20 protein-coding genes are annotated in these 26,797 nt (G+C 69.4%); 17 read left to right on the top strand and 3 right to left on the bottom strand.

The features are described from left to right. The first annotated feature begins 25 nt into the window (after positions 1–25). Together ABZ452_RS21610 and ABZ452_RS21615 are read left to right on the top strand one after the other, a co-directional pair. Positions 26–505: a hypothetical protein gene (locus ABZ452_RS21610; protein WP_357945667.1), complete on the top strand. Its 480-nt coding sequence runs from the start codon at positions 26–28 to the stop codon at positions 503–505. A gap of 128 nt (positions 506–633) precedes the next feature. Further along, entirely contained in the window at positions 634–1,206 is a 573-nt protein-coding gene (locus ABZ452_RS21615) for a histidine phosphatase family protein (RefSeq protein WP_357945670.1), read from the top strand. 71 nt (positions 1,207–1,277) lie between these two features. Here the strand turns inward: ABZ452_RS21615 and ABZ452_RS21620 are convergent, their stop codons facing one another. Then, entirely contained in the window at positions 1,278–2,219 is a 942-nt protein-coding gene (locus ABZ452_RS21620; protein ID WP_357945673.1) for an NAD(P)-dependent alcohol dehydrogenase, read from the bottom strand. A 409-nt stretch (positions 2,220–2,628) separates the two neighbouring features. Between ABZ452_RS21620 and ABZ452_RS21625 the strand changes: the two genes are divergently transcribed. The 8 genes from ABZ452_RS21625 to ABZ452_RS21660 all read left to right on the top strand — a co-directional run bounded on the left by ABZ452_RS21625 (position 2,629) and on the right by ABZ452_RS21660 (position 11,592). Then, positions 2,629–2,925, top strand: coding sequence for a pilin (locus ABZ452_RS21625; RefSeq protein WP_357945675.1), 297 nt, complete (start codon positions 2,629–2,631; stop codon positions 2,923–2,925). A 10-nt stretch (positions 2,926–2,935) separates the two neighbouring features. Then, entirely contained in the window at positions 2,936–3,856 is a 921-nt protein-coding gene (locus ABZ452_RS21630; protein WP_357945677.1) for a conjugal transfer protein TrbL family protein, read from the top strand. Beyond that, on the top strand, positions 3,853–4,743 hold the full coding sequence (locus ABZ452_RS21635; protein ID WP_357945680.1) for a PrgI family protein: 891 nt from the start codon (positions 3,853–3,855) through the stop codon (positions 4,741–4,743). Before ABZ452_RS21630 ends, ABZ452_RS21635 begins: the two co-directional genes overlap by 4 nt. Beyond that, a complete protein-coding gene (locus ABZ452_RS21640; protein WP_357945682.1) occupies positions 4,740–6,491 on the top strand; it encodes a DUF87 domain-containing protein in 1,752 nt (583 codons plus the stop codon). The genes ABZ452_RS21635 and ABZ452_RS21640 overlap by 4 nt, the downstream gene beginning before the upstream one ends. Then, positions 6,491–8,953, top strand: a complete 2,463-nt coding sequence (locus tag ABZ452_RS21645) for a DUF87 domain-containing protein (protein WP_357945685.1) — start codon at positions 6,491–6,493, stop codon at positions 8,951–8,953. The genes ABZ452_RS21640 and ABZ452_RS21645 overlap by 1 nt, the downstream gene beginning before the upstream one ends. A gap of 209 nt (positions 8,954–9,162) precedes the next feature. Next, positions 9,163–10,014 carry a replication-relaxation family protein gene (locus ABZ452_RS21650; protein WP_357945688.1) on the top strand — a complete coding sequence of 284 codons (852 nt, stop codon included), beginning with the start codon at positions 9,163–9,165 and terminating at the stop codon, positions 10,012–10,014. A gap of 236 nt (positions 10,015–10,250) precedes the next feature. Continuing rightward, entirely contained in the window at positions 10,251–10,682 is a 432-nt protein-coding gene (locus ABZ452_RS21655) for a hypothetical protein (protein WP_357945691.1), read from the top strand. 727 nt (positions 10,683–11,409) lie between these two features. Beyond that, on the top strand, positions 11,410–11,592 hold the full coding sequence (locus ABZ452_RS21660) for a hypothetical protein (RefSeq protein ID WP_357945694.1): 183 nt from the start codon (positions 11,410–11,412) through the stop codon (positions 11,590–11,592). Positions 11,593–11,660: 68 nt separating this feature from the next. Here the strand turns inward: ABZ452_RS21660 and ABZ452_RS21665 are convergent, their stop codons facing one another. Beyond that, positions 11,661–12,380, bottom strand: a complete 720-nt coding sequence (locus ABZ452_RS21665) for a DinB family protein (protein WP_357945696.1) — start codon at positions 12,378–12,380, stop codon at positions 11,661–11,663. A 553-nt stretch (positions 12,381–12,933) separates the two neighbouring features. Here ABZ452_RS21665 and ABZ452_RS21670 point away from each other — a divergent pair. The 7 genes from ABZ452_RS21670 (at position 12,934) to ABZ452_RS21700 (ending at position 22,809) form a co-directional block, all read left to right on the top strand. Continuing rightward, entirely contained in the window at positions 12,934–13,623 is a 690-nt protein-coding gene (locus ABZ452_RS21670; RefSeq protein WP_357945699.1) for a hypothetical protein, read from the top strand. A 96-nt stretch (positions 13,624–13,719) separates the two neighbouring features. Beyond that, positions 13,720–14,451, top strand: a complete 732-nt coding sequence (locus ABZ452_RS21675; RefSeq protein WP_357945702.1) for a hypothetical protein — start codon at positions 13,720–13,722, stop codon at positions 14,449–14,451. A gap of 211 nt (positions 14,452–14,662) precedes the next feature. Further along, positions 14,663–15,883, top strand: a complete 1,221-nt coding sequence (locus ABZ452_RS21680) for a MarR family winged helix-turn-helix transcriptional regulator (protein ID WP_357945705.1) — start codon at positions 14,663–14,665, stop codon at positions 15,881–15,883. Between the two features lie 72 nt (positions 15,884–15,955). Next, on the top strand, positions 15,956–16,945 hold the full coding sequence (locus ABZ452_RS21685) for a DUF932 domain-containing protein (protein WP_357945708.1): 990 nt from the start codon (positions 15,956–15,958) through the stop codon (positions 16,943–16,945). Between the two features lie 249 nt (positions 16,946–17,194). Further along, positions 17,195–18,223 carry a C40 family peptidase gene (locus ABZ452_RS21690; RefSeq protein ID WP_357945711.1) on the top strand — a complete coding sequence of 343 codons (1,029 nt, stop codon included), beginning with the start codon at positions 17,195–17,197 and terminating at the stop codon, positions 18,221–18,223. A gap of 407 nt (positions 18,224–18,630) precedes the next feature. Further along, on the top strand, positions 18,631–19,740 hold the full coding sequence (locus tag ABZ452_RS21695) for a P-loop NTPase fold protein (protein ID WP_357945714.1): 1,110 nt from the start codon (positions 18,631–18,633) through the stop codon (positions 19,738–19,740). Positions 19,741–22,035: 2,295 nt separating this feature from the next. Then, positions 22,036–22,809, top strand: a complete 774-nt coding sequence (locus ABZ452_RS21700) for a hypothetical protein (protein WP_357945716.1) — start codon at positions 22,036–22,038, stop codon at positions 22,807–22,809. Positions 22,810–23,052: 243 nt separating this feature from the next. On the opposite strand, the gene ABZ452_RS21705 is transcribed toward ABZ452_RS21700, so the two are convergent. Next, positions 23,053–26,490 carry a hypothetical protein gene (locus ABZ452_RS21705; RefSeq protein WP_357945719.1) on the bottom strand — a complete coding sequence of 1,146 codons (3,438 nt, stop codon included), beginning with the start codon at positions 26,488–26,490 and terminating at the stop codon, positions 23,053–23,055. Positions 26,491–26,797 lie beyond the last annotated feature (307 nt).

Raw genomic sequence — 26,797 nt, forward strand, 5'->3', positions numbered from 1 at the left:
GAAATCGCCCACTCGAGCACTGCCCATGTCGGATCTGCAGGCCCTGTTCGCCGTGTTGGTGACTGTCCACGGCCACCTCATGGCCGACGAGCTCCCGCCGGACTTGGTGCGCCGTCTGCTCAGCCGCCGCAGCGACCACGGAGCGTTGCCTGACGGCGCCTCGGCCGGCGAGATGAATGCCTTGCTGGCCGATCTATGCCAACGCATGCATTGGGCGATGTCGGAAGAGTACGGCGACTATCCCGAGCCGTCGCCGCGGCGAACCACCTACTACCTTGACCTCCCAAACGAGCCCGAAGCTGTGGCCGCATGCATCGCGAGCTTGGCCGACCTCGGCGGCCAGGCCAGCGAGCAATCGTTCGAGCGACCTGTCCCTCCGAGTCGGCGACACATCGCCGCAGCATTCCCCGACCTGCCGCCCGACCCGGCCCATCATGCCCGGGTGGCGCAGCTGGCAGCCCTCGCACATCGCTACGGGGGCCGCTACGCAGGCTTCGGCGCCTGACCCGCACCACCCGGCAGCGCGCCAACGGCGGCAGAAGAGTGAACATGGCCGTGTTCTCGGCCCCATCGTCCGTGCCTCCGTGATCTATCGTGCCCTTCGTCGCACAAGGACCCGGAGGGTGGCCCACGATGGCTCGTACGCAGCTGTACCTCGTCCGCCACGGCGAACAGGATCCAGCGTCCGATCACGCCCCGGATGGAGGCCTTTCGCAACTCGGTCGCGAGCAGGCGGACCGGCTGGGCCGGCGGCTGCGTACAGTGCCTTTTTCGGCGATCCACCACAGCCCGTTGGCGCGGGCAGCCCAGACCGCCGACATCATCGCCGGCCATCTCCCACAGGTGGCGCGACACGGCTGCGATTTTGTAGCAGACCGAACCCCGGTGCCCTCCGCCGCGCAACGCGGCCGATACCCGGACCGGTGGCATGCGTGGCTGGACGGCGTGCCCGACGACGAACGCGACGAAGACGCTGGGGCCCTGCAAGCTGCCGTCACACACTTCGGTGTCGCCGGCGACACCGACCGGCACGAACTGCTGATCACGCACAACTTCGTCATCGGGTGGTTCGTCCGCCACATGCTTGACGCCCCGGAGTGGCGGTGGATTGGCCTCAACCAGGCCAACTGCGCGATCACCATCGTGCAGTGGGATTCCGACCGGCCACCGACCTTGGTCAGCTTCAACGACACAGGGCACCTGTAACTGTGTGGCATCCGCTCATCGGCAGGTCCGGTTGTTCGCGGCGCGATCGCGGAAGAATCTGCGGTCGCCGGTCAGTTGACGCTCACGACGACCTTTCCAAGGGCGCGTCCCGTACCCACGTGGGCCAACGCTTCGGGCGTCTCGTCGAGCGTGAAGGCCCGGTCGATGTGGATGACGAGGTCACCCGCCACGCAGAGATCGGCCACCGGTTCGAAGTGGGTCGGCCCTTCCCGGACGGCGAGCACCCCCAGCCGGCGGTGGGTGAGCCGGCCGGCCACCGCGCCGATCGTCAGGACGCGCAGCAGCGCCGAGACCGATCCGCCGACGCACCGGTAGCGGCCGCCGGGGACCAGTGCCCGGCGGTAGGCGAACACCGATCGGTGCGCGACGAGATCGAGGATGAGATCGTACGGGCCGCTGCGGGTGAAGTCCCGGCTGCGGTAGTCGATCACCTCGTCCGCGCCGACGGACCGCATGAAGTCGAGCTTGCCCGCGTTGTCGACGCCGGTGACCTGGGCGCCGAGTCGTTTGGCTAGCTGGATCGCGAATGCGCCGGATCCTCCGCCGGCGCCGTTGATCAGGACCCGGCTGCCGGCTGCGGCGCCCGCGGTGCCCTGCTGTGCGATCACGCCCGCCTGTGGGATCGCCGACGCCTCGGCGAAGGTCACGGCGGCGGGCTTGCGGGCCAGGACCGATTCGGGCGCGATCGCGTACTCGGCGAAACCGCCCTTGAGCATGAGGTTGTCGCCGTACACCTCGTCACCGGGTCGGAACCGAGTGACGGCGGAGCCCACCGCGTCGACCCATCCGGCGATGTCCGAGCCGAGGGTCCGGCGTGCCGGGGAGCGCAGCCCACCGATGCGCGAATACAGTGGCGAACCCTGCAGAGTCTCCCAATCGCTCAAATTCACCGAGGTCGCCGCAATCTTGACGAGCACCTGTCGGGCAGCGGGTGAGGGCTTGGGGAGGTTCTCGATTCGCAACCCCTCCGGGGGCCCGTACCGGTCGTACACGACTGCTCTCACCTGGTACCACCAGCCCTTCGGGAAAGTAGGCCAGCCGCAGTACCCGAGGCGTTCCGGGCCAGCAGCCTCAGCCTCTTAGTTAGCACGGCGCGACAAGCGGCTGATCGGCAAGGAGCCTGCCGGCGACGACTCGCTGACCGGTCTTGTCAGGCTGTGACAGGCAGGCGGCGAGTTCATCCGAGCTGACAGCCGAGATCTGGGCGGTGCATGTCATCCACGGCATGCCCGCCGGGTGGGGACCTTGCATCCGGCGAGGCCATCGGTCCGGCATGGCTGGCGCGGCGTACTGACACCGCAACCCTCCGCTACGCGCAAGGGAGGAGCGCCCCCACCGGACCGCACGGTCCTTCGCCCGGTCCCCACCGCGGCGGCCCACACATCCCTGTGGAGCGCCGCAATGCACACGATCTCTGTACTCAACGACCTGGCGTTGGCCGCTGCCGCCCCTGCCGGCGGGGGCCCGAAGTCCATTGCCCAGGTCATCGCCAACATCACTGGCTGGGTCATGGGCATCATCGCGTTGGTCGCGACGATGTTCCTGGTCATCGGCGGTCTGCGCTACATGGCCGCCGGCGGTGACCCGGCGCAGGTCGAGCAGGCGAAGGGCAACGTCAAGTCCGCGCTGGTCGGCTATGCCCTGGCGGTGCTGGCCCCGGTGATCCTGCAGGTGCTGCAGGGCATCCTCGGCGGCTGAGGCGGCGACGATGGTCGACTGGATGATGAACGACCTGGTCAGCTGGCTCGCCGAGAAGGTCGTCGACCTGCTCGGCGGCCTGCTGGCCTTCCTGGCCTCCTCAATGTTCGTGTCGCCGGACGTCACCGTCCTGCCGCAGGTGCAGTCGATCGCCGGCAAGAGCGCGCTGGTCGTCGGCGCCTGCTTCGTCCTCGCGATCATCGCCGTGGGCGTCGTCGCGATGGTCGGCGACTCGGTCGAGGTGCGCTACGGCGTCAAGGAGCTACTCCCCCGGCTTGTCGTCGGGTTCGTCCTGTCCGCGTTCGCGGTCCCGCTGACCGGTGTGCTCATCGACGTCGCCAACGCCCTGACGGTGTCGATCGCCGGCACGTCCGCGCCGACCACTGAGGCGGTCACGTTCGTCCGGGCTCGCATCGCCTCGGCGATGACCGACGAGGGCTCCGCCCTGCTGATGGCGGTCATCGGGCTGCTCATCGTCGTGTTGATGTTCATGCTCGTCGGCACCTGGCTCGCCCGGATCGGGGTGCTGGTCGTCCTGGCCGGGATCGCGCCGGTAGCCCTCGCTTGCTACGCCACCCCGTGGACGCAGGGTGCCGCGCAGCTGTGGTGGCGCAGCCTGCTGGGCTGTCTCGCTACACCTGCACTGCAGGCGGTCGCATTCACAGCGGGCATCAACCTGCTGATCGACCCGGAGGCGAACCTGCCGATCCTGCTCGGCCTACCGGGCTCGGACGCGGTGAACCTCATGCTCGTCATCGTCGTTCTCTGGGTCACGATCAAGATCCCCGGGATGATGCGCCGGTACGCGACCCGCTCCGGGTCGTCGAATACGGGTGGGGTTCTGCTGCGTGCGGTGTTTATTCAGGGCGTCACCCGCCGCCTGCCGCTTCCGCTCGCTCGCGTAGGTGCTGCGGTGCGGGGTGGGCGATGACCGTCGAGGACACTCCCCCGCGCGCTGTCGTTCCGGCAAACGTCAACGAGCCTGATCGGATCGCGTTCGGGCTGACGTTTCGGCAGCTGGGCATCATCGGCGGCACAGGGCTGGCCGGGTTCGGTCTCTACCGCACGTTCGGGCACCTTCTCCCGCCGGCGGCGTGGATCGTCGCCGGGGTCATCGTGATCGCGGTCGCGGTCGTGGTGGCGCTCGGCCGCCGTGACGGCCTGCCCCTGGATGTGTGGCTGCGGCACGGGTTCACCCTCAGCCGAAGCCCGCGCACGCTCACGCCGGGTGAGGCTCGCGCCAGCTCGGTCACGGCCGTGGCGGGCAAGCCGAGCGTTCCGGCGCCGCTGCGCTCTCCGGTCACGTCGATCAGCCCGACGGGAGTCCTCACGAGCGAGGGCAGCGACAAGGTGCTGATTGCCTGCGGCACCACGAACATCCACCTGCGCACCGGCAGCGAGCAGGGCGCGCTGCTGGAGGGGTTCGGTCGGTTCCTTAACAGCCTGACCAGGCCGGCGCAGATCGTGGTGGCCGCGCAGCGACACGACCTGACCGTCTACGCGCAGGCGACCGTCGACCACGCGCCGCGGCTGCCGCATCCGGCGTTGCAGGCCGCCGCCGGCGACTACGCCGAGTTCCTCCTCGACCTCGACGCACAGCGGGATCCGTTGCGCCGGCAGGTCCTCGCCGTCGTCACCGGCGTGCACGCGGCCGACCCGGCCGTGCGCGCGCTGTCCGGGCTCGGTGTCGAAGCCGCCGCGCTAGACGGGCCCGCGGTCGCGGCAGCCCTCGCGGCCGCGGTCGATCCGTTCACTCCCCCGCCGCCTGGCCCCCGCGCGGTGCCCGGCGCCCCGATCACCCTCAGGAGCACGCCATGAACCTGCTGAAGCCCAAGAAGGAGAGTCCTGCGGCTGGGGAGGGGATGCCGTCCCCGGCGGCGCTGTCGGTCACGCCGTGGCATGTGCAGGTCGGCGACGGCTGCGCCGCCACGTACGTGGTGTGCGGTTACCCGGCCGAGGTCGGCCCGGCCTGGTTGGATCCGCTGCTGTCCTACCCCGGCCGGGTCGACGTCGCCGTGCACGTGGAGCCCGTTGCGGCGCAGCTGGCCGCGCCGATGCTCAAGCGCCAGCGCGCCCGCCTGGAATCCTCCCGCCGCCTCGACGCCGACCAGGGACGCCTGGGTGATCCGATGGTGGAGGCGGCAGCGGCCGACGCCGCCGACCTCGCCGACCGGGTCGCCCGCGGGGCGGCGAAGCTGTTCGAGGCCGGCATCTACGTCACCATCCACGCCCGCACCCTCGACGAACTGGCCACCGTCACCGCAGGCGTGAAGTCCGCCGCCGCCAGCGTGCTCCTCGACTTGCAGCCGGCGACGTTCCGGCACCAGCAGGGCTGGGTCTCCACGTTGCCGGTCGGTGTGGATCCGCTGCGGATGCGCCGCATCCTCGACACCACCGCCCTCGCCGCGGCGTTCCCCCTCGCCTCGGCGGATCTCGCCGCCCCCGCCCCGGGCGTCGTCGCCCCGCCGGAGGGCGTGCTGTACGGGGTCAACACCACCTCCAACGGGGTCGTCATCTGGAACCGCTGGGCGCAGGACAACCACAACAGCGTCGTCCTGGCCCGCTCCGGTGCTGGGAAGTCGTACTTCGTCAAGCTGGAGGTGCTGCGCGACCTGTACCAGGGCACGGCGGTCAGCGTGATCGACCCGGAGGACGAGTACACGCCATTGGCCGAGCATGTCGGTGGCAGCGTCGTGCAGCTCGGCCAGCCTGGCGTCCGCATCAATCCCCTCGATCTGCCCGCCGACGACCGGCCCGACACCCTCACCCGGCGCGGCCTGTATCTGCACACGCTGGTCTCGGTCATGCTCGGGGCGGCACCGCCGCCGGCCGAACGAGCCGCCCTCGATCGCGCCGTTACCGCCACCTACCACCGGGCGGGGATCAACGGCGACCCGGCCACCTGGACCAGACCGGCGCCGCTGCTACGAGACCTCGCGGAGGTACTTGCCGCCGACGACGATCCGGCCGCCGGGCACCTATCCGCGCGGCTCGCCCCCTGGACGGTCGGGAACTTCGCCAGCCTGTTCGACGGGCCGACCACCACCACCCCGAAGGGTCACCTGGTGGTGTGGTCATTGCGGCAGCTGCCCGACGAGCTACGCACCGTCGGCACGCTCCTCGCGTTGGACTCGATCTGGTCGAGCATCGACACACCAGCCGCAAGCGGGCGTCGGCGGCGGCAGCTCGTCGTGGTGGACGAGGCGTGGCTGCTGATGCGCGACGGCGAAGGCAGCCGGTTCCTGTTCCGGATGGCGAAGGCCGCCCGCAAGCGCGCGGCGGGCCTGTGTGTGATCACCCAGGACGCGGCCGACGTGCTGTCGACCGACCTCGGCCCCGCTGTCGTGTCCAACGCCGCGACCCAGGTGCTGATGCGCCAGAGCACCCAGTCCATCGACGCGGTGTCGGAGGCGTTCAACCTGACCGCCGGGGAATCGCGGCTGCTGCTGTCGGCGCCCCGCGGCGAGGGCCTTCTCGTCGCCGGCCGCAGCCGGATTCCGTTCCGCGCTGTCGGGTCGGCCGCCGAGCACACGATCGCCGTGACCGGGATCGGGGAGGCCGAGTGATGATCGACCCGACCTGGCCCGAAGAGGCCTGGCAGTGGATCGTTGGCCGGCCATGGCTCGGCGTCCTCGCCGCCACCGCGATCGTCGGCGCCGTGTTCGCCCACGACCAGCTACTCGCCTGGCGGCATCGGCGACTCGTGACCGGTGCGCGGTGGCTGACCATCGCCGCCCCACCCGAGGTCACCAAGGAGGCAGCCGCCGCGTTCTGGACCACACTCGTCGGCGTGCTCACTTCGCCGGGATGGCGGCGCAGGCTCTACGGCTGCCCGCACGTCGGGTGGGAGTACACCTGGACCGGCCGCGCCCTCACCATCCGGCTGTGGGTGCCCGGCACGGTGCCGGCCGGCGCGGTCGAAGCCGCCGTCCGCGCGGCCTGGCCCGCCGCCACCATGACAACCACCGACGCCGCCGCCCCAATCCCGGCCGGGGTGGGTGAGGAGGTGGGTGGGGCGCACTGGCCGCAGCACACCGACGGGCTGCCGCTACGCAGCGAGCACGACGCCGATCCCCTGCGGGCGCTGCTCGCCGCCGGCGCCGAGGTACGCCACCGCGAACACGCCTGCGTGCAGGTCCTCGCCCGCCCGGCATCGACCCGCCGCGTCCGGGCAACCAGACGGGCGGCAGCCACCACCGGCAACCATCCGCACGGGCGGCCCGACGTGGCCGCCCGCGCCGTCTCCGGCGCGGCGCGGCTGGCCATCGAACCCCTCCTGTGGCTCCTCGACGTGTTCACGCCCGGCCCGTCCCGGCCCCGCACCCCCGCATACCCCACGGTGCGGGCGGCCGAGCGGGACCCGGTGGCGAGCGCCGACGCGCGCACGGTCGTCGACAAGGCCGTGCGGGTGCCGCACTTCGAGATCGCGGTTCGGTTCGCGGTGGCCGCCGACGCGGACAAGACCCCACCGGACCCGCAGCGGGCCGGGCAGGTCCGTTCACGGCTGCTCGGGTTCCGGCACACGATCGCCTCGGCCGCCGCGACGTATACCGGCCCGAATCGGCTGCGGCGCATGAAGATGCCGCAACCGGTCGCCACCCTTGCCGGACGGCGGCTGCGGCGCGGGTTCCTAGCGACCGTGCCGGAACTCGCCGCCCTCGCGGCGCTGCCACAGGACCTCGCCGTGCCAGGCCTGGACCGAGCTCGGGCCAAGGCCGCGCCGGCGCCCGTGCAGGTGCCCTCCGGCGGGCGGGGCGTGAAGGTGCTGGGCCGGTCGCAGATCGGCCGCCACAGCGTCGGCCTGACCGTGACCGACGCCCGGCAGCACGTGCACGTGGTCGGCAAGACCGGCGTCGGCAAGAGCACGCTGCTGCTGAACATGATCCTCGGCGACATCAAAGCCGGCCGCGGGACGGTGGTCATCGACCCGCGCGGGGACCTGATCACCGACATCCTCGACCGGCTCCCCGCCTCCCACGCCAACAAGATTGTGATCATCGACCCGGACCAGGAGAACCCTGGCTGCTTCAACCCCCTCGACGACCAGGGCGACCCGCACCTGGCGGTCGACAACCTCGTCGGGATCTTCGCGAAGATCTTCCAAGGCCAGTGGGGGCCCCGCATGGACGACACCATGCGGGTGGCGTGTCTGACGCTGATGCGGCACGCCAAACCCACCCTGAGCCTTGTCCCGTCGCTGCTGCAGAGCCGAGAGTTCCGCGCCAGATTCACCCACGGCCTGGACGACCCGGACGGGCTCGGCGGGTTCTGGCTCTGGTACGACGGCATCAACGAGCAGTTCCGCGGCCAAGTCATCGCCCCGGTCCTCGCCAGGCTGCGCGCGTTCCTGCTGCGCGACTTCGTCAAGAGCGTGATCGGCAACGCCCACAGCTCGTTCGACATGGGCAAGGTACTCGACGGCGGAGTCCTGCTGTGCCGACTACCGAAGGGCATCCTCGGGGAGGAGACCAGCCGGATCCTCGGCTCGCTGATCGTCGCCCGGGTGTGGCAGGCCGCCATCGCCCGCGCCACCATCCCCGAACATCAACGAAAAGACGCCTGCCTGTACGTCGACGAGTGCCAGAACTTCCTGACACTGCCGGGCAGCGTCGGGGACATGCTGGCCGAGGCACGCGGGTTCCGGCTCGGGCTCGTCCTCGCCCACCAGGACCTCGCCCAACTACCCAAGGACGTCGCCGCGGCCGTGTCGGCCAACGCCCGGTCGAAGCTGTTCTTCACCGTCGACCCCGCCGACGCGCGGGAGCTGTCCAGGCACACCAAACCCGAGCTGGACGAGCACGACCTCGCCCACCTCGACGTCTACACCGCCGCCGCCCGACTGCTGGTCGGCAACCGGGAACTACCGAGCTTCACGTTCCTGACCAACCCGCCGGCGCCGGTGGCGGGTGAGGCGATCGCGATCCGGCAGGCGTGCGCCGCCGCCCACAGCCGCACGGACGGTGAGCCGCCGATGCAGCAGCTCGCCCGCACGGCGATGAAGCGGCGCATGACCGAACGCGACCGCTGAAACCGCGGGTCGCTCGTTCGAGGGCTCGGCTGGGTGCGGCAGCGGGGGCTCGTTTGGGGGTGTCCGCGACACGAGGCCCCACACGAGGCCCCTCCACCCGGCCTGTCAGGTACCTGAGCTGGCGAAACCCGCCGGCCGACAGAACCGAACTCAAGATCGACTTATCCAGACTCCCTACGGGACTTTCTCTCCACAAGGGTGAACCGCCTATGCCGCAATCACGCACTGCCGGCCTGCTGGCCATCTATCCCCACATCACCAGCCGCGACCGCCTGCTGCTCCAACTCCTCGACGACCACCAGGTCCTCACCACCGACCAGATCCACCGCATGCTGTTCCAGGCCCGCCGGACCTGCCAGATCCGCCTCGGCGAACTCGCCGCCCTGGGCCTGCTGGACCGGTTCCGGTTCGCCCGCGACGGCGGCGGCAGCCAACCGTGGCACTGGACGCTCGGCCACAACGGGCACCGCTTCCAAGCCGCCGCCCACAACCAGCCCGAACCCACCGCCCGAACAAGCCGCCAAACCGTCCAACGGCTCTCGGCCAACCCGCACCTGACCCACCTGCTCACCGCCAACGAGTTCTTCGTCCGCCTCACCGCCCACGCCCGCCACCACCCCGAGGCGCGGCTGGACCGGTGGTGGTCCGAAACGCTGACCACCAAGCAGTACCGGACCATCACCGCCGACGGACACGGCCTGTGGAGCGTCGCCGACACCACCGTCGGTTTCTTCCTCGAAGCCGACACCGGCACCGAACCCTTCACCCGGGTGGTGACCAAGCTCGACCGGTACACGCAGCTAATCCGCCGCGGCGGCCCCCGATACCCAGTGCTGTTCTGGCTTCACAGCGAGCAACGCGAAGAACACCTCCACAGGCTCCTACGCGGCCGGCCCGGCGACGTCCCGGCCGCGACCGCCACCCACCACAACGACCCCGCCGACGCAGTCTGGCTCCCCGTCGGCGCCACCAGCCGGGTCCGCCTCACGGCGCTGCCCAGCAACCACGGCCAGCCGGTAGCGGACAACCCCAACTACGACGACGGCGTCTTCGTCCTCTGACAGGCGCCGGATGTGACTACCAGCGGTTGTTGGCACTCTCTTTCCGGCGTTGGCGCCCCATGACACCGGCGAAGCCTTCCCATCAGCACGCCAATAGGCATGCCCAACTCCGCTTGACCACCTCTAACACTGACGGACGTCGTTGACACCTGAGGTCCGCGCCCAGCCCGGAGATCACCGATGTCTACCCCTCACGGGGCCCGCGCCGCGCGGGCGGCTGTGCTTGGATGCCGATCATGTCCGCACCGGTGCCCGCCCCCGACCACCAGCCCGAGCCGGCCCTCCCGCAGCCCGGCCGGAAAGCGCCGGGTCCTGTCCTGGCCACCGCCATCCTGCTCTATGTCGGGGGCGCGCTGACCCTCGTGTACAGCCTTGCGGGCGTCAGCACCGGCGGTCTGCTCGGGGCCTTGCTGCCGTCCTGGGCGCTGGCTGTTTACGGCCTGCTCTATTTCGGGCTCGGCTGGGGTGTCCAGCACGGTCTGCGTTGGGCCCGGCGGGCGGTGCTGGTGCTCTGCGCCGTCGGCGTGGCGTTCGCGACCCTCCGGCTGGTCGTCGGCGGGGTACCCCAGGCGCTCGGTGAGCTGCTCTGGCCCGTGGTGTACGCGGTGCTGCTCAACGCGGAGACCGCTCGGGCATGGTTCCGCCGTCCGCCGCAACCGGCCGCCTAATCTCTCCGGCTTGGGCGGCCAAACTTCTACGAACGCCTCATGTGGAATACCACGACCCAGGCGTAAACGATCACCGCCGGTTGCACAGCACGCCAATAGGCAACAGGTACCGCAACGACGATCGGCGCCAGGGCCTGGAGTGCGAGTTGGCGCAGCGCGGCCAGGCGGCCGGGGAGCGTCGGGACCCCCGAGGGTCCCGGATGAGCGGGCGATCGTGTCGAGGGTGAGGGGTCGGCCTGGTTGGCTGGAGCCGGGCTGTGTCTGGTGTCATCCCCTGTCGCGCTGACACAGCACGCGGTCGGGCGTGAGGATGTGGCCATGAGTTCATCGCAGCCCGTCGTCGACCCCGGGCCCGAGCCGGACACGACCGCGGGCGGGCCGGTGAATACTGCTGGCGCGGGATCCAGGCCCCCATCCCCGGACTCCCCCGGGTCTTCCCCGGATCACCGCTACCTGCTCGACAACGCCCGGGTGGAGGCGGGTGAGCGGTTCACCTGGCTGGCCGAGCTGTTCGACGGTGTCACGCGTGGGCACTTCGACCGGCTCGGGGTGAGGGCGGGCTGGCGCTGCTGGGAAGTTGGTGCCGGAGGCCCCAGCATTCCCTCACCCTCGCGCCGTTGATCTCGGCGTGGGGACGCCGCTCAGGCTAGGACCTGTCCTGCCGATCATGGTTGGTCGTCGAGTCGTCGACCGGCGCAGCTGTTGCGTGTGACTGACGGTTCCGAGCGTGAACCGACGCCTGTCCGTGGTGCGCTACGGGAAGCTGCACGCGGCGGGGTTGCGTCTTGGCGACGTCATCGTCTACGACTGGGGATTTCACCTCGACAACCGGCCGTATGAGCGGCGCAGCTTCGTGCTGCTCGATGATGGGTTCCAGATCCATGAGGTGATCTCAACAAGATCGGCTTGATGTAAGCGGCTCTGCCTGTGTGTGGGGATAGCTGGGTATGGCGGAGAGATGCTGAGTCCGTAGCCGGCCTACTCAGCGTTCTGTGCCTCGATCAGGTCGAGGTCGCGGACGCAGAAGCCGTGGTGCTCGAAGGTCTCGTTGAGCACCGTGCCGAGGCACTGCCGCACCGAGCGGCCCCGGGCGTACGGCGGCCAGACATCGTCGTCGGGCACCGGCGCCCGCGCTGCGAGCTGCACAGCGGTGACCTCATCGAGCCAGGCCTCGAGCTCGGCGGCCTGTGCGTCACGCACGCTCACGATCTCGTCGAGGGCTGGATCGAGCGAGAGGTCAAGCCCGTGCGCTCCACGGTAGGGCTCGACGGTCGGACCGATGCCCATCGGCGTGAACAGCTCCGTCGAGCCCAGGCAGCAGCGGCGGAACCACGAGTCGTGGACGAAGACCAGGTGGCGCATCGTCTGCACCGCCGACCACTCGTCGTTCACGCTGCGGCGCTCGATGCCGGGCGTACGGCGGATTCGCTCGATCGTGGCGGCCCAGCCGGCATGGAGCTGACGCGATGCCTCCCGCAGATCGGCAGGGTCCTCGGAGCGGATCAGCACCCGCACCGGATGACGCCGGTCGAGCTCTGCCTCGACGTACTCGGTGACCTCGACACCGTTCACCACAAGGTTGGTGATGAGCCCGTCGATCACGGCATCCTGCATGACGACGCCGATCAGGCGTGCCCCGGTCAGATCGCACTCGCGGAACTCCGCACCGCGCAGATCCTCGTCGACATACCGCCTCATGCTCCGCAGACTAGGTCCGACCACCGACAAGCCAGCCTTCCGGCTTGATTTGGCCTCTCCCAGGTCCTGACCGAGCGCGAAGAACGCAACAGGTCCGGCCTGACGGCGAGCATGCGGATCTCCAGCAGAGCCGCGCTGAGCAGCCCCGCGACAACCTGTTCCCGGTCCCGTCGCCTCCACCATTGCACCACTTGGGCATTGTCGCGCCGACCGTGCGCCTGGCGGACGCGCACTGTAGCTATCAATGGAGGCAACCTGACAGCCACGCAGCTGGTTCTGTCAGTGCAGCTCAGAGGCATAGTCGTGATTTCTGACAAGGGCTGTGCTGTCAGGTCACGAAGCTACGGTGCAGCTTCTTCTATCTGCTCGCACCGCCGCCGTCTGCCCCTTCCGCAGCCTGCCCGCGCCAGCGGGATCACCCACAGCCCACCTGAGGTCGGCTCGTGATCCCCACCCCGCGCCCTTCACGGCAGCTCGGCTCAGACGCCGCGGTCCCGGTGGCACCACCGCGCATTCACCCCTGCCCACCCATTCAGGAAGGGAGCACCCTGCCATGGTCAAGCCCAGGCAGCTCACCATCCGCGTTGTCACCGTCTGCTTCGCCCCCGGCGATGAGATGGACTGGTTCGCCGCCTCCGAGAAGGTCCACGACGTGCTGCACGCCAACGGCACCCCGACCCGCCGCTACCACGTCCGCCACCGCCCCCTGATCGGCTGGCTGACCCGCTTCTTCCGCTACTACCTGCTCCACACCGCCCGCCGGTTCGGCGCGATCACCATGGCAGCCGGCGGCCGCAAAGGTCGCCTCGACCTGACTGGCACCGCGGCCAAGGCTGCCGATCGTGCCGCACGGCGCTGGCACGCCTGGAACACCCACATCGCTGCGACAACCCGCCCCGCGCGAACCTGGGAGGACTACCTCGCCCAGCACCACGCTGACCCCAACAAGGTCCCCCTGGCCGAGGCCCGCCGCCGCTTCGAACAGCAGCCCCGCGTCCTGGCGATGCTCGCCCACTCCTTCGACCCCTACGAGCTGCCCGTCTATCAGGCCGGCGAAGCCACCTATGCCGGGCTCTACTGGCGCATCGCCCTGATCGGCGATGCGCTGATCACCACCGACGGCCGCCTCCTCCTCTCGGCCAGCGACTCCATGGCCGACCGGTTCCGCTTCCTCAACGAGGCATGCGCCTACCTGCGCAGCCTGCACCGCAGCGCACGACTGTGCGCCGTCGCCATCGCCTAAACCCCATCGCCTGAACACACCGAGGACCGGTCGCAGCCCCGCTGCGACCGGCCTTCGGCATGCCCACAACCCGCCCCGTCCGCAAAGGAGATCCCGGTGTTCTTGACAGATCCCGCCCTACGGCGCATCGCCGCCGACACCAACGACGTCCTGCCCGAGCACCTGTGGCGCCACGACACCGCCACCCTCGACACCCTCGGCGACCTCGGCCGCGTCCTGCACAAGACCGCCCTCGAGTTCAACGACAGCACCGCCACCCTCGACAAATCCCTCACGCGCCTGGGCGAGCTCGCCGAGGCAGCCCACCAGCAGTTGGCCGCCCGCGCAGACGTGCACCTGGCCGGCTACCACCAGGCCTTGACCGACGCCCTCGCCGCCCGCGAACGGCACCTCGTCCTCGGGATCATGCTCATCACCGCCTACCGCGGCTGGCGCAACCACCGACCGCTCGGCGACGGCGACGAGCGGCATCTGCTGCTGCAACCCGGCGACCCCTCGCGCGGCGTGGCCGTCCTACGCCAGCAGGAGCCGCACACCTGGCTGGTCTTCCCCGACACCGAAGCCGCCAGGGCCTTCGACATCCCCTACCCGGGCCGACTCGTCGGCGAGGTCACCCAAACTGGCGCCGGCTGGACTCCGATCGCCTACACCAACCTGCGGCATCGCCAGACCCAGCCCGGCCTGACCTACCCGCTGCCCGTCTGCCACGACCTCGCCTCGGCCTGCCGGTCACTGCTGCGCTGGTGGCACCTGCGCCACTCCGACGCCTGGCGCAGCCGCACCCCCGGCCAGCTCACCCCGGCCGAACTCGCCCACCTCTGCACCTAGGTTCCCGCAGTCGGTAGCCGACGGACCCACCGCCGCCGGCACCGGCCCGGCGGCGCCACGCCGCCCCAGGTCACCGGGCCGCTCAGCAGCACCCAGAACGGCAGCGCACTCGCGTCTGCCGTGCTGACCGCTCCCCGCGACCCGGCGCACCACCGCCCGACAGAGCACCGCATAGGGCGTTCCAACCCCATTCCCAAGGAGGGAATCGCACATGGAAAGTCTGTCCCTGACGCCTGCCACGCAGGCGGTCCTCGACGCCCTGACCGAACTCGGCCGGGGCAACGTCCACGAACTGGCCGCCAAGTCCGGCAAGGCCCGGTCGACCACCGACAAGGCGATCAAGACCCTGGCCGACGCCGGTGTGATCGTCGCAGTGGACACCGACGCCGACCCGGCCGACGGCACGCCCACCCAGTGGACCCTGGCGCCCCGGGCGGAGGACCCCGACACCGCCCCGGACGACGTCGACCTCGGTGACGAGCGCGCCGGGATCGTGGACGAGGCCGACTTCGGCGACCCGGACGAGGACGACGCGGCCGACGAGCCAGACACCGGCGACACCGGCGATACCGAGCGAACCGATCAGCCCGGAGACGGCGAGGGTGGGACTATCCCGGACGACGACGGCGCCGACACGGAGGACGAGGCCGGCCAGAGTGAAGACGGCGACGAGGACGACAGCACGGGGGGCGACGAGAGCCCCACCGTCACCGTTATGCAGGCGGCGCGTCCCGGGGACCGCAAGGTCATGGCCATCAAAGGCGTCCTGGCCGACTACGGCGACGCCGGCGCGACCCTCGATGTGATCGTGGCGGAAAGCGGCATCGGTCACCCGACCGCGACCCGCCTGCTCACCGCGATGGAGCAGGCCGACGCCGCCCGCCGCCTCCCCGGCGCACTGCAGCGGTGGATCCCGGGCCCCACCAAGGCCAGCGACGTCGATCCGAACCCCGAGCCGCCCCGCTGCCCCCTGTGCTACCAGGTCATCCGCGGGCTGGCCACCGCGCCGAGCGCCACCGCGGCGGTGCTGCCCCTCATCCGCCCGGACGGCACGCTGCACGTCGTCGGGCCGGACGGTGAGAGCCACGTCGTCACCTTCCCCACGCGAGCCCGCGGGACGGGCGTCGCCAGGAGCGTGGGCCGACGCGGCGACGGGACCGTCAACACCGACGGCAGCCAGCCGTTCGGCCGGGGCGAACTGGAAAGGCTCACCCTCGACGTCCTGGCCGCCAGCCAGGGCCGGGCGATGACCCCGCAGGACATCGCCACCGCGATCGGCGGTCGGCTCGGCCGCACGGTCAGCTCCGGGGCGGTGCGCAACAACTGCACCAAGGCCGCTGCCGCCGGCCGCATCCTCCTGGTCTCCGACGCGCCGCTGACCTTCGCCCACCCGACGCCGGCCGTCGACGGCACCGCCGTCGAGCAGTCCTGACCTCCACCATCCCATCCCCATCAGGGGGCCGAGCCCGTTGGGCTCGGCCCCTCAGCATCGAGAGGAGCAACCGTGCCGCACGAACTCGAAACGTTCGCGGACGGAACGACCGCCTTCGCCAGCGCCCGCCTGTCGGCCTGGCACCAGCTCGGCACCGTCACCCAGACCACGATGAAGGCCGAGGAGATCATGGCCGCCGCCCGACTCGGCGACTGGGGCGTGCGCACCATCCCCACCGTCGGCATCGACGTCGTGGACGGCGTCGAGGTGCAGATTCTCGCCGACGACAAGCGCATGACCGTGCGCCGCAACCCCGTCACCGGCGACACCGAGTACCTGGGCATCGTCGGCACCGACTACACCGTGGTCCAGAACGAGCAGTGCGCCGAGATGCTCGACCGCCTCGTCGATCAGGTGGGCGGCGCCCACTTCGAGACCGCTGGCAGCCTCCGCCGCGGCAAAAGCGTGTTCGTCACGATGAAGCTGCCCGACGCGATGGAGATCGCCGGAGTGGACCACCTGGACATCTACCTGATCGGCACCACCTCCCACGACGGCACCGCCGCCCTGCGCGTGGACGCCAGCCCGATCCGAGTCGTCTGCGCCAACACCCAACGCGCCGCCTTCCGCCATGCGGTCGGCCACTACACGTTCCGGCACACCTCCAACGTCAACTCCCAGATCAGCCAGGCCCGCGAGGCACTCGGCCTGATGTGGAAGTACGTGGAGACCTTCGAGAAGGCTGCCGAACGGATGCTCCAGACCGACCTCACCATGCGCGAGTTCGAGAAGGTCGTCGCGCAGGTGTGGCCAGTCAAGGACAACGCCTCCGAACAAACCAAGAACAACGCCAAACAACGGCTCGGCACGCTCAAGTACCTCATCCGCGAGGCCGACACCCAGAAAGCCATCACCGGTAGCCGCTGGGCCGGCTACCAGGCCATCACCGAATACCTCGACCACTACCAGCCCGCCAAGAACGACACCGTCCGCGCCAACCGGGTCGTCACCGGCAACGTCGGTGACCTGAAGGTGGCCGCCTTCGACCTGCTCAAGGTCTGACCTTCCTCATCCAACCCCGGTCGGGGGCGGCGGTCGCCCGTGCCGCCGCCCCCGGCCTACCGAAGGAACACACCCCGTGGCCCAACCGAGCCACGAAGCGGGGATCGGGCGGCCTGCCGATGAACCGTCACATCCGCGATCCGCGGCAGTCGTCTATCCACCGCCTGGTCCGCATTCTCGCGTCGCTGTTTCCGGCCGCGCGTAAGCGCGGAGACCGGCCTTTTTTGTGTTCAACAGAGAGGCAAACACATGATCAGGATCGTCATCGGAGCCGTCGCCGTCGTCATGGTGGCCTGTTTCGGGGTGCCCGTGCTGCTGTTGTCGGCCATCACAGGCGGCGGTTCCGGCGGATGCGGGGTCTTCGTCCCGTCCGCCGTGCGCCCCTCCGGGCACCCGCCTGGCTCCAGCAGCTGGGACACCGAGCAGGTGGAGAACGCCGCGACCATCATCGACGTCGGCGTCGCCAAAGGCGTACCTCGCTGGGGTTGGGTCATCGCCGTCGCCACCGCCATGCAGGAATCAGGCCTGCGCAACCTGCCCCACCTCGGCGACAACAACGACCACGACTCCATCGGACTGTTCCAGCAGCGCCCGAGCCAAGGCTGGGGCAGCCTCGCGCGACTGTCGAAGCCCGCCTACCAGGCGGGCAGATTCTTCGACAAGCTTCTGACCATTCCCGGCTGGGAGTCGATGCCCCTCACCCAGGCCGCCCAGGCAGTCCAGGCCTCGGCCTACCCCGACGCGTACGCCACGTGGACCGACGACGCGGTGCACCTGGTCGAGCAGCTGACCAACGCCCCGACGGACTGCGCCACCGATGCGCCCACCGCCCTGCCGGACGGGTTCGCGCTTCCCGCCAACACCCCGCCCGCCGTCGCAACCGCCATCTTCTGGGCCCTAGACCAACTCGGCACTCCGTACCACTTCGGCGGATCATGTACCGACCCGCACTCCGGCGACCCCGACAAGCAGTGCGACTGCTCATCGCTCATGCAGGCGGCGTACCGAGCGGCCGGCATCTCCATCCCCCGCGTCACCACCGACCAGGCCAACGCCGGACAGCCCGTAGGCGACTCAGCGCTCCTGCTCCCGGGCGACCTCATCCTCATCCCGGGCAGCCAAGGCACCATGGCCAACCCACGCCACGTCGGCATGTACCTCGGCGAAGGACTTGTCATCCAAGCTCGGAAGACCGGCGATGTCGTACGGATCACTCGGCTGAGCAGTTGGATCAATCAGATGGCAGCGCTTCGTCGCATCGTTGCCCCCGTCGGGTGAGGGCTTGCCGAGCGCAGCGCCAACTGAGCTGCTGACCTTCAGCAAGCACTTTGGCGTGTGGGATCACCCCACTCCGATCGGTGGTCGTCCTCGGCGAAGTAGCCCAGCACCGTCTATGCCCGACGGGGCGATGGGAGACGTCGGTACCGCATCGCGCTGAGGCAATGCCGGGCTCCACTTGATCCGTCGTACATCGACTCCACTTGAAGGGTGCAGGTTGGTCGACTCCCTCCGGGCTTGGCTGTCACGTTGCGTCACTCGAGTGTTATCTATCGCTGCGGCATACGATCCTCGACGCCAATCAAGACGCGCGATCAGCGGCAGATCCGTGCATGTGATCTTGCGTCAAATGAGTTGTGGGAGCGTCGGTTCTGTACGCTGGCCGCGGCTTTGGAGGTGGCTGGCGAATGGTGGTGTCCGGCTTGCCCGACGACAGCTGGTGGGTCGACGACCCGATCGACGAGCCGGGCGAGGACCTGTTCGGGCGCGGCCCGTTCGTGTCACGCGCGGTCGCCCTGCTTGACCAGATCGGCTCCCGGCCGAGCAGCACGGTGGTCGGGTTGGTCGGCCCGTGGGGCAGCGGTAAGACCAGCACGATCCGGATGATCGTGGCGGGTCTCAACCCTGACCGGTGGGGCGTCACCTGGATCAACCCGTGGGCGTTGTCCGGTCCTGACGCGGTCGTCACCGAGCTGCTCGGCGCGATGCGCGCCGCGGTGCCGGAGAAGACCAGCGCCGGCGCCCGGGTCCGGCAACAGCTTTCCCGGTACGGTGCCCTGGCCACGCCAGCGCTGTCGATGGTGCCGGTGGTCGGTAGCGCCGCGACCGCGATGGCCAACGAGGCCATACAGCGGCTTACCGACCAGGGAACGACCCTCGGGGAACAGGCAGAGCAGGTCCGCAACGCGCTGCACGCGCTGGCCCGTCCGACGCTGGTCGTCATCGACGACGTCGACCGGCTGCAGCCCGACCAACTGCTGGCGGTTTTCCGGGCGGTGCGGGTGCTGGGCCGGCTGCCGCACGTGCACTACGTCCTCGCCTACGACCAAGAAACCATCCTCGACGTGCTGTCCACGACCCCGATCGCCGACAAGCACGGCGCCCGGGCCGTCGCGTTCCTGGAGAAGATCGTCACGTTGCGCCTCGAGCAGCCGCCGGTCCGCCTAGAGCACGCTGAGTCGCTGTTCAACACCGGCTGCGCTGGCGCGCTCAGCCGGGCCTCCGCGTCGCTGAGCGAGGACGCCCAACGCCGCATGGTCGAAGAACGTGAGGCTGCTGCTGCGAGTCTTGACCGAGCCGCGCAGCGTGGCCCGGCTACTCACCCAGGTCGACATCTACCTGCCACTGGTCGGCGCTGCCGAGGTCGACGTCGTCGACTTCATCACCCTGACGTTTCTGCGAATCACCTATCCGCGCCTGTACCAGGCCATCGCCATGCACCGCAGCGCCCTCGTCGACACCACCGACCTCGCCGACCTCCGCGCCGAATTCGACGAGGCGGTGCTGGCCCGACTTGACGTCCCTGCGCCGCACACCCGTCGGGTTGCGGACGCCCTGCAACGGCTCTTCCCGCGTCTGACCACCGACCCGGTGAGATCGACAGTGGCCCAGCACCGGCGGCGCGGGCAGCGGCGGGTCAGCGACCCCGACTACACCGAGCGGTACTTCGCCCTGACGTCCATCACCGGCGAGATCAGCGACGATAGCCTCGCCCGGGCCATCCGAGAGTTGGCCGAGGGACGCCATGGCACGGCGGCCGAGGACCTCACCCTGGCGTTGCGACCCGACCTCACCGACGCCCAGGCGTGCGCCCGGGCGGCCCGGACGCTCCGCCGGGCCGCGTCGCTGTCCGCGGAGCTGTCCGGCAGCGAGGCCGCAGCGGTGATCCCATACGTGTTCGATCAGTTCGACCACCTTCGCGGTCCCGCGGCGGGAGGGTTCGGTCCCGACGAGGAAGCCACCGTTTGGCTCGCGGCGCTGCTGCAACGGGCCGACGGCGGGCCGGTGCTCGCCACCGCGCCAAGCGATCCTGGTCTGCTGCCGTACTTGTTGAATGCGATCCGGATGGCGGTCCCCGAGCCGGCCGACGCCACCATCGCGCGTCTTGCCGCCCAACCTCCCGGCTCGTCGTGGCTTGCGGACGTCGTTCAGGCCACGTACAGAGCGGCGTGGGCGCGGGTCCAGGAGCACACGCGTCTTGGGGATACCGCACCCATCGAGCCGGTGAGCCTGTACGTCTCCCGGCTGGAGTCGGCCTTCGGCGACGCGGACGTCGACCGGCGGATCACCGCCGCCGTCACCGGTGGTCTGCCAATGGCGGATCTCGCGGCCCGACTGGTCGACACTGAGGTCGTATTCGCGTCCGCCGGCCCTCACGCCCGTATCGGTGATTTCGACGCGGCGGCGTTCCTGCGGCGTATCGGGCGCCACCGTGTCTCCGCCGTGCGGACGCACTTGGACAGCGCTGCGGCAGGGTCTCGGCCCGGCGCTCTAGACCGCACCGACGTGTCGTGGGCGAACCGGCGCCGATTCGCCGCAGGCACCCTCATCGAGGCACTCGACGCCGCCACCGCAGAACCGGGAAGGCTGCTGCCAACCCCGCCCGAGGAGCAACGCCACCCCTTCACCAACCATCGTCCGTCATTGATGAACGATGGAGGCGAACCGCTCGACCTGACACTGCAGGTCGCCGTGCTGCTGCCCGCGGGCGACGAAACACCTACGGGCACTCACAACGGATGGGGTCCCCCAGTCAGCACACGTGAAGAAATCCTCCTCGCCGCGATGCGAAGCGCACCGATCAGCGGCTGGCTCCGGGCGCGCCACGCCGACTGGGGCATAGCCGCCGAACCCTGGGCCATCAGCGACGCTGGCGGTCGCCACTACACCACCGCTCAGTCCGGTGCCCGGGCCGCTACGCCCGGCGCGCTTGGGATGCGTCAGGCATACCCGGTCAGGGCCGGGGCCCAACTCATCACGGGCCACGCCGCGCAGAGCCCAAACCAGCAGTCGCTGCTGCTGACCGTCGGCATCGGATTCCACCTGGCCGAACTCGACAAACAGCACCGACCCGCGGAGGCGCGGGCCCGCAGCGTGCCCCTCCCTGCAGCGTTCACCCTGCATGGCCTGTTCGAGCTCACTGACGTGCTCGTCCGATGTGCGCAGACCGCCAACATGCTATGGACGAAGCTCGATGATCAGTCGCCCCCACCCGAAACCGCGCTCCTGCACCTGTCGCTGACAACCGCCGAAGGACTCGCCGCGGTCGTCGACCTCAACACCTACTCCCGGCGAGGCACTGCCGTCCGTAGTCAGTACTCCAAGGCCTACCAGTACCGGTCCAGGTCCCGCGATATCGCGGCTGCGGCGTTGCGGGACTGGCTGAGCGAGGCTGGGTACCGGCACCACGAGCAGGCGATCCTGGACCTGTGGGACCCTGCGCCCTAATAGTGCGTTGGCCCTTCATATGAGCGGGTCGGTCGAGGTCGTCCGCTGCCGTGGCATCGCCGTGTGGATCGCCTGCAAAGGCCTCGAGTCGTGTCTGTCCTGATCCACCGACTACGCCGCCTGGCCCGCCGGTACGAACGCAAGCCGATCATTCCAAGCCTTTATCGACCTCGCAGCAACCGTCATTTGCCACCGCCGACTCACAAAGATCACCAACTGAGACACCGTCTAACGGACGCGCTACTTTCGGCACGTCCGGATGCGTGCACCCGTGAGCTAGTTACCTTACGTGACGAGCGCTATGCGGCAGATGGGTGCAACCGCTCGCCGGCGCGGCTCGTTGAAGGGCGTGGAAGGATGCCGCCGTGACTGCTCCGATCGCGCCCTGGCCTCGTCCTGCGTTTCGCCCGACTGGTCGCCGCGCCGCCATCACGCTAATCGCCTTCGCCGACGAGGACGTGTTGAAAGCCCGGCCCGATCTCGGGCTTCACGACGCGGTCCCGAAGACCGCTCCCACCGCCGCGCTCGATCTGCGCATCCACCACTACGCGGACAGCCCCAGCTGGATCGACGGCTGGCGCACCGGGGCTCTGCGTAACATCGCCGCCCAGCAACTGGACAACCTTGATCTTCTCGACGCGGCATCCTGTTGCTACTCGGTCACCGTCGAGGTCGACGATCCGACCGACCTCACGCATCTGCAACTTGCCTGGGCGGTAGCCACCATGCTCGCCGACGCCGGCAGCTGCGCGACGTTGGATGCCTATGCCTGTAGTTGGTTGTCCGGGCCGACCCTGGCATCACTGTCACCCCACCGGCCGTTCACCATCCAGCAGGAGGTAAGTCTGATTGCGGAAACCGAACCCACACCTGGGTTCGGGCACCCGGTACACACCCGCGGCATGATGAAGTTTGGCCAGCCGGACCTGATCACCGGTGTACCCGCCGACCGTATCCAAGACACCGCACAGATCCTCAACCACCTCGCCCGAATGCTCGCCGAAGGCCACATCCTCGTCCCCGGCCAGCAGGTTCGCTTCGACGGCCGGAGGACCCTCGCGGTGACGCCCTACGCTCCAGACACCACCACGCCCGACGTGAACCTCAACAACGACGGGCTTCTGCTCGTCGAGCTGTGAGACACCTGTTCGGCGAGGCGGGAGGATGACTGTCCGTACTCGGAGACCAGGGATTCACGGAGGGCGACGACGCGCGGTCGGCGGCAGATCCGGGCACGTGATCTTGAGGTTGATCCCAGCAGTTGAACCGGCCGTCGACGGCATATTCGAACTCCCTCGATCCCAGGTCGGCACGGCCGGTAGCCCGCAGCTCCGTACCGGCGGGGCTAACGGCACCCTGCGAGTGGGTGAACTGTCGTTGCTTTAGTCGCGATGGGTCAGAATCACCCGCGAAGCCGTCGCCTTGTCGGACTCCGGCAACAAGGCGACGAAGGCCAGCATCATCGACATGGCAAAGGCATGTCCCTGCTTGGCGACCAGATTGCGGTAAACGCCGGCGGCCACGGCCTCGAACGGGTCAGTGACCGGCGGCCGTTCGCTGATTCCTGCCCGTACACCGCGCAGCACTGCCGGGAGCCGATCGGCGTTCATCCACGGCTGCGTCATGCACCGATTCAGGAGGGCTTGCAGGTTGGCGCTGGCGCCGCTGTCGTCTTCGGTGATGCGAACCAGCCCGATGGCGGTCGCGGACACCCAGCCTTCGATCTGCTCCGGTCCGGCGGTCGCGGCGTGCGCCAGCATGGCGAGCACGAACTCGATCACCGCGTTCGGGTCGGCCCAGGTCGCAGGCCGGGTCAGCGCGAACGCCACCCCACGCGGCACTTGGCCGTCGATCGCCGCGGCTAGGTCGAACGTGACCCGGTCGAATCCAAGGTCGGTGAAGTAGTTGGTGAGCAGGACCGCCTCGGCCGCTGCGCGAAGCTCACGCGGGATCTGTCCCCGGCTCTGCAGGTGCCGGATGAGGTCGACCGTGCCGAAGGCCGGGACGCCCATATCGGCAGCGACCGAACGCAGACGATGGTCGTCGCACCAGAATGTTGTGCTTTGAGCGGCCGCCATGTCGAGCGATGACAGCCACTCGAATCCCTGGTCGGTATCGCGAAATTTCGTAAACCGCGGCCACGGTCGGCGTGTTGCTTGACGCAGGATCGAGCAGACCAGCGTGGACTTCTCCGCAAGTGCGTCGGCAACGGACTCCTCAATTGTCGTGACGGTCGGGCGCTGCTCGACGGGATCCCAGCCGGTCGACATGGTCGAGCGCATGCCGAGCGACTCCTGTCCGCGGATCGCGTCGTGGTAGGCGTCGTCGGTGGCGCGGACCTGTCCGAAGCCAGAGAGCAACTGCGAGCGCAGCTGCGGTTCGAGCAGAGCCAGCGTGTGAGCTGCGGTGATGTCGATGACGACGGCGCTGTTCAGGGCAGCCTCGGCAGCGGCCCTGCCGTGTGCCTCTGCCGCCGGGGAATGAGCGTTGATGAAGCCGGCGCCGCGTTTGAGCGATGCCTCCGTGTAGGAGAAACCGTAGGTGGTGGCGAAGAAACCCAGGGGCAAGTTGGCAAGGTCGAGCTCCTTGACCGCTTCGCTCAGTGATTCGTAACGCGCGCGGCTGGTCGGCGCCAGCGAGCCGAGCGGATCCTCGTTCGAGATCGTCACCTTACGAAACACCGTGCTGTCGGGAAAGCGCTCGGCGTAGTCGGACATGGCGGTGTGCAGCGCCGCGAGGTCCTCGTCGGTCGTAGACATCCCTTGCCGCTGCAGACCGAAGAAGATCTGAGCGATGAAGACGCCCATCAGCTGCTCGTCGTCTGACCATCGGGCCATCGTGGACAGCGCGCGGGACACGAACTGGGTGCTGGTGTCGAACCGGGCGACCAGGCCGATCCAGGTGAGGGCGTCGTGCCGGTCGCGGGGGGCGAACGGATCGCCGTCAGGGGTAAGGGCGTTCCACGCACCGTCTCTGTCATTGCGGCGGACCAAGGCGTGCACGAGCGCCCAGCGGGCACTTGCAGCGTTGGGGTCGAGCGTCACCAGGTTGCGGGCCTGCTCGATCGCCAGGTCCCACTGCCCGTCGCCGACATGAATTTCGAAGATCAACGCGCGCGTGTCGAATTGGCCGGCCCACTCCGAGCCGCCCATGGTCAACGCGCGTTCGGCGGCCCGAATCGCTGCTTCCGGCTCTCCTGCGGCCCGCAGTTGGTTTGCTGACGCGAGCATCAAACCCGGATCGTTCCACCGGTGCGCGCTGTCGTTTAGCACGGCGGCGGCCAGCTGATGCTTCCCCTCGTGCCCGTATCGTTCCGCGAGCAGCACCGCGAGCGCCAGGTGTTCGGCGGCGCCGGCGCGCAGGGCTTCGGTCGTTCCGCCGCCGGCACCCATGGCGCGGTGAATGGCCCTGATCTCGTCGACCATCCGCGGGTGCTGCTGCTCCATCTCGGCGAGATCCGGCAGGTCACCTCCGGTGTGGGCCAGCCCTCGGACCGCAATGAGGAGGTCCGTCCCGGTCTCCGCGGCGTCCAGGGCTGCCTGCCACGCCGCAGCGGCGACCGAAGCTTCGGCGGTGCTGGTCAGCACCACAGCTTCGATCTCGGCCACGACGAAGGGGTTGCCGATTTCGGCGGCCAAGGTCCGAGCCTGGTCGTGCTGGCCGGTTGCGGCGAGCAGCTCTGCCTTCTCCCTTCGCAGCCTGGGGTCGGCGGCCTCGTGCGGCCAGGCATCACCCTCGGGCACCGGCTCGATGAGCGCCCGCGCTTGCCCCACTTTCCCGCCGAGCCGGCACGCCTTGACCGCAACGACGGTCGCTTCGACGCTATCGCCGTGCCACGATCGTCGGGTGTTGCGCGCCTTGATCGCCAGCGCGGCAGCCTGTTCGGTGTCGGCCAGCCGGTTGACGGTCTCCCCGTATTGCGCCCGATAAAGCAGCAGCTCAGCGGCGTAGAGCGCTGGCCCGCTCGCGCCCTCGATGTCGGCGGCCTCGAGCGCGTACTTGACCCCCAAGTTCAGGTTCTCTGCTCGGGCGTGCAGCCGTGCAAGCAGCTGCAGCCGCATCGCCTCGTCGGCGTTCGACGACGTCTGCCAACCTGCCAGGACGTCGATGGCCGGATCCCACTTCTGGCGGTGGACGAGCAGCAAGGCATGAGCAAGCACATGTTCTCCGGCCGCGCCAGCGAGGAGCTCGTCGACCTCCGCGACGGCCTTCTCGGGCAGAGCCGTTGCCTGCCGGGCCTTCCAATAGCCGACCGGATAGGCGCCGCGCTCCACGGCGACGGCGAACAGCCTCGCCGCCGTAGGCTTCTGGCCGTAATCCGAGGCCAGTTCGGCCAGCCAGCAGATCACCTCCACAGGCGCCTGGGAGAACCAGGCCGGCGGCTGCTCGCCCCACTGCCGAAGGACAGCGCCGCGGTCATCGGCCGTGACGATGCTCTGCACCAGCTGCTCCACGACCGGCCAAGAGTCGCGGATCTCAATGGCCCGATCGCGGCGCCACGGCTGGAGCATGCCCACCTGGTCGTTGAACGCCCGCGTGGTTGACATCCGGCTCAGGATGGAGCGCGTGCCGTCCTCCACCGCCGCGCGGGTGGACGACGCCGCGGCACTTGTGTGTTCGATCTGCCGGGCCTCTTGCTGCTCGCTGTCCAGCGAGTCAAGATGCCGGGAAATCAGCCGGGCGACGGTCAGACAGACGACGGCCACGAGGCCGAGCACGCCCAGCCTGAGGGTGACGTTGCTGGTGAACAGGTTGAGCACCACGGCGACGGCGGCCTCGCACCCCGTGGTGACCACGATCGCGACCGCCCACAGGGTCACCTTTGTGTCGCGGCCCCTGTTCTGGTGGGCAGGGCGCCCACCCGGCGGCGAGCCGGCCCCCGCATCCGGGACGGCGGGCCGACCAAATCTCCACAACATGCAGACCGCTCGCCTTCGATTCGACTCCCCGCCGCACAATCCGGCCCCGAAGCGTACAGCGGCACCGTACCGACGGTAGGCAACGGTGGAGTGGGCTCGGCGGCACCCAGGGCGGCGGGCGATTCGGGCGGCCCGATGGCCGGCTCGACGCCATAACCGGGTCAAACGTGGATCGACAAGCTCGTGCAAATACAAGTAGACGTGGGCG

The sequence above is a fragment of the Micromonospora sp. NPDC005707 genome, assembly GCF_040631005.1.
In the GTDB taxonomy this organism is placed as follows: Bacteria; Actinomycetota; Actinomycetes; order Mycobacteriales; family Micromonosporaceae; genus Micromonospora.

Coding starts and splice junctions, on each gene's coding strand:
- ABZ452_RS21630 (WP_357945677.1), top strand. CDS start 2,936: ATGGTCGACTGGATGATGAACGACCTGGTCAGCTGGCTCGCCGAGAAG.
- ABZ452_RS21640 (WP_357945682.1), top strand. CDS start 4,740: ATGAACCTGCTGAAGCCCAAGAAGGAGAGTCCTGCGGCTGGGGAGGGG.
- ABZ452_RS21665 (WP_357945696.1), bottom strand. CDS start 12,380: ATGAGGCGGTATGTCGACGAGGATCTGCGCGGTGCGGAGTTCCGCGAG.
- ABZ452_RS21655 (WP_357945691.1), top strand. CDS start 10,251: ATGTCCGCACCGGTGCCCGCCCCCGACCACCAGCCCGAGCCGGCCCTC.
- ABZ452_RS21695 (WP_357945714.1), top strand. CDS start 18,631: ATGGTGGTGTCCGGCTTGCCCGACGACAGCTGGTGGGTCGACGACCCG.
- ABZ452_RS21680 (WP_357945705.1), top strand. CDS start 14,663: ATGGAAAGTCTGTCCCTGACGCCTGCCACGCAGGCGGTCCTCGACGCC.
- ABZ452_RS21625 (WP_357945675.1), top strand. CDS start 2,629: ATGCACACGATCTCTGTACTCAACGACCTGGCGTTGGCCGCTGCCGCC.
- ABZ452_RS21670 (WP_357945699.1), top strand. CDS start 12,934: ATGGTCAAGCCCAGGCAGCTCACCATCCGCGTTGTCACCGTCTGCTTC.
- ABZ452_RS21610 (WP_357945667.1), top strand. CDS start 26: ATGTCGGATCTGCAGGCCCTGTTCGCCGTGTTGGTGACTGTCCACGGC.
- ABZ452_RS21645 (WP_357945685.1), top strand. CDS start 6,491: ATGATCGACCCGACCTGGCCCGAAGAGGCCTGGCAGTGGATCGTTGGC.
- ABZ452_RS21615 (WP_357945670.1), top strand. CDS start 634: ATGGCTCGTACGCAGCTGTACCTCGTCCGCCACGGCGAACAGGATCCA.
- ABZ452_RS21635 (WP_357945680.1), top strand. CDS start 3,853: ATGACCGTCGAGGACACTCCCCCGCGCGCTGTCGTTCCGGCAAACGTC.
- ABZ452_RS21690 (WP_357945711.1), top strand. CDS start 17,195: ATGATCAGGATCGTCATCGGAGCCGTCGCCGTCGTCATGGTGGCCTGT.
- ABZ452_RS21650 (WP_357945688.1), top strand. CDS start 9,163: ATGCCGCAATCACGCACTGCCGGCCTGCTGGCCATCTATCCCCACATC.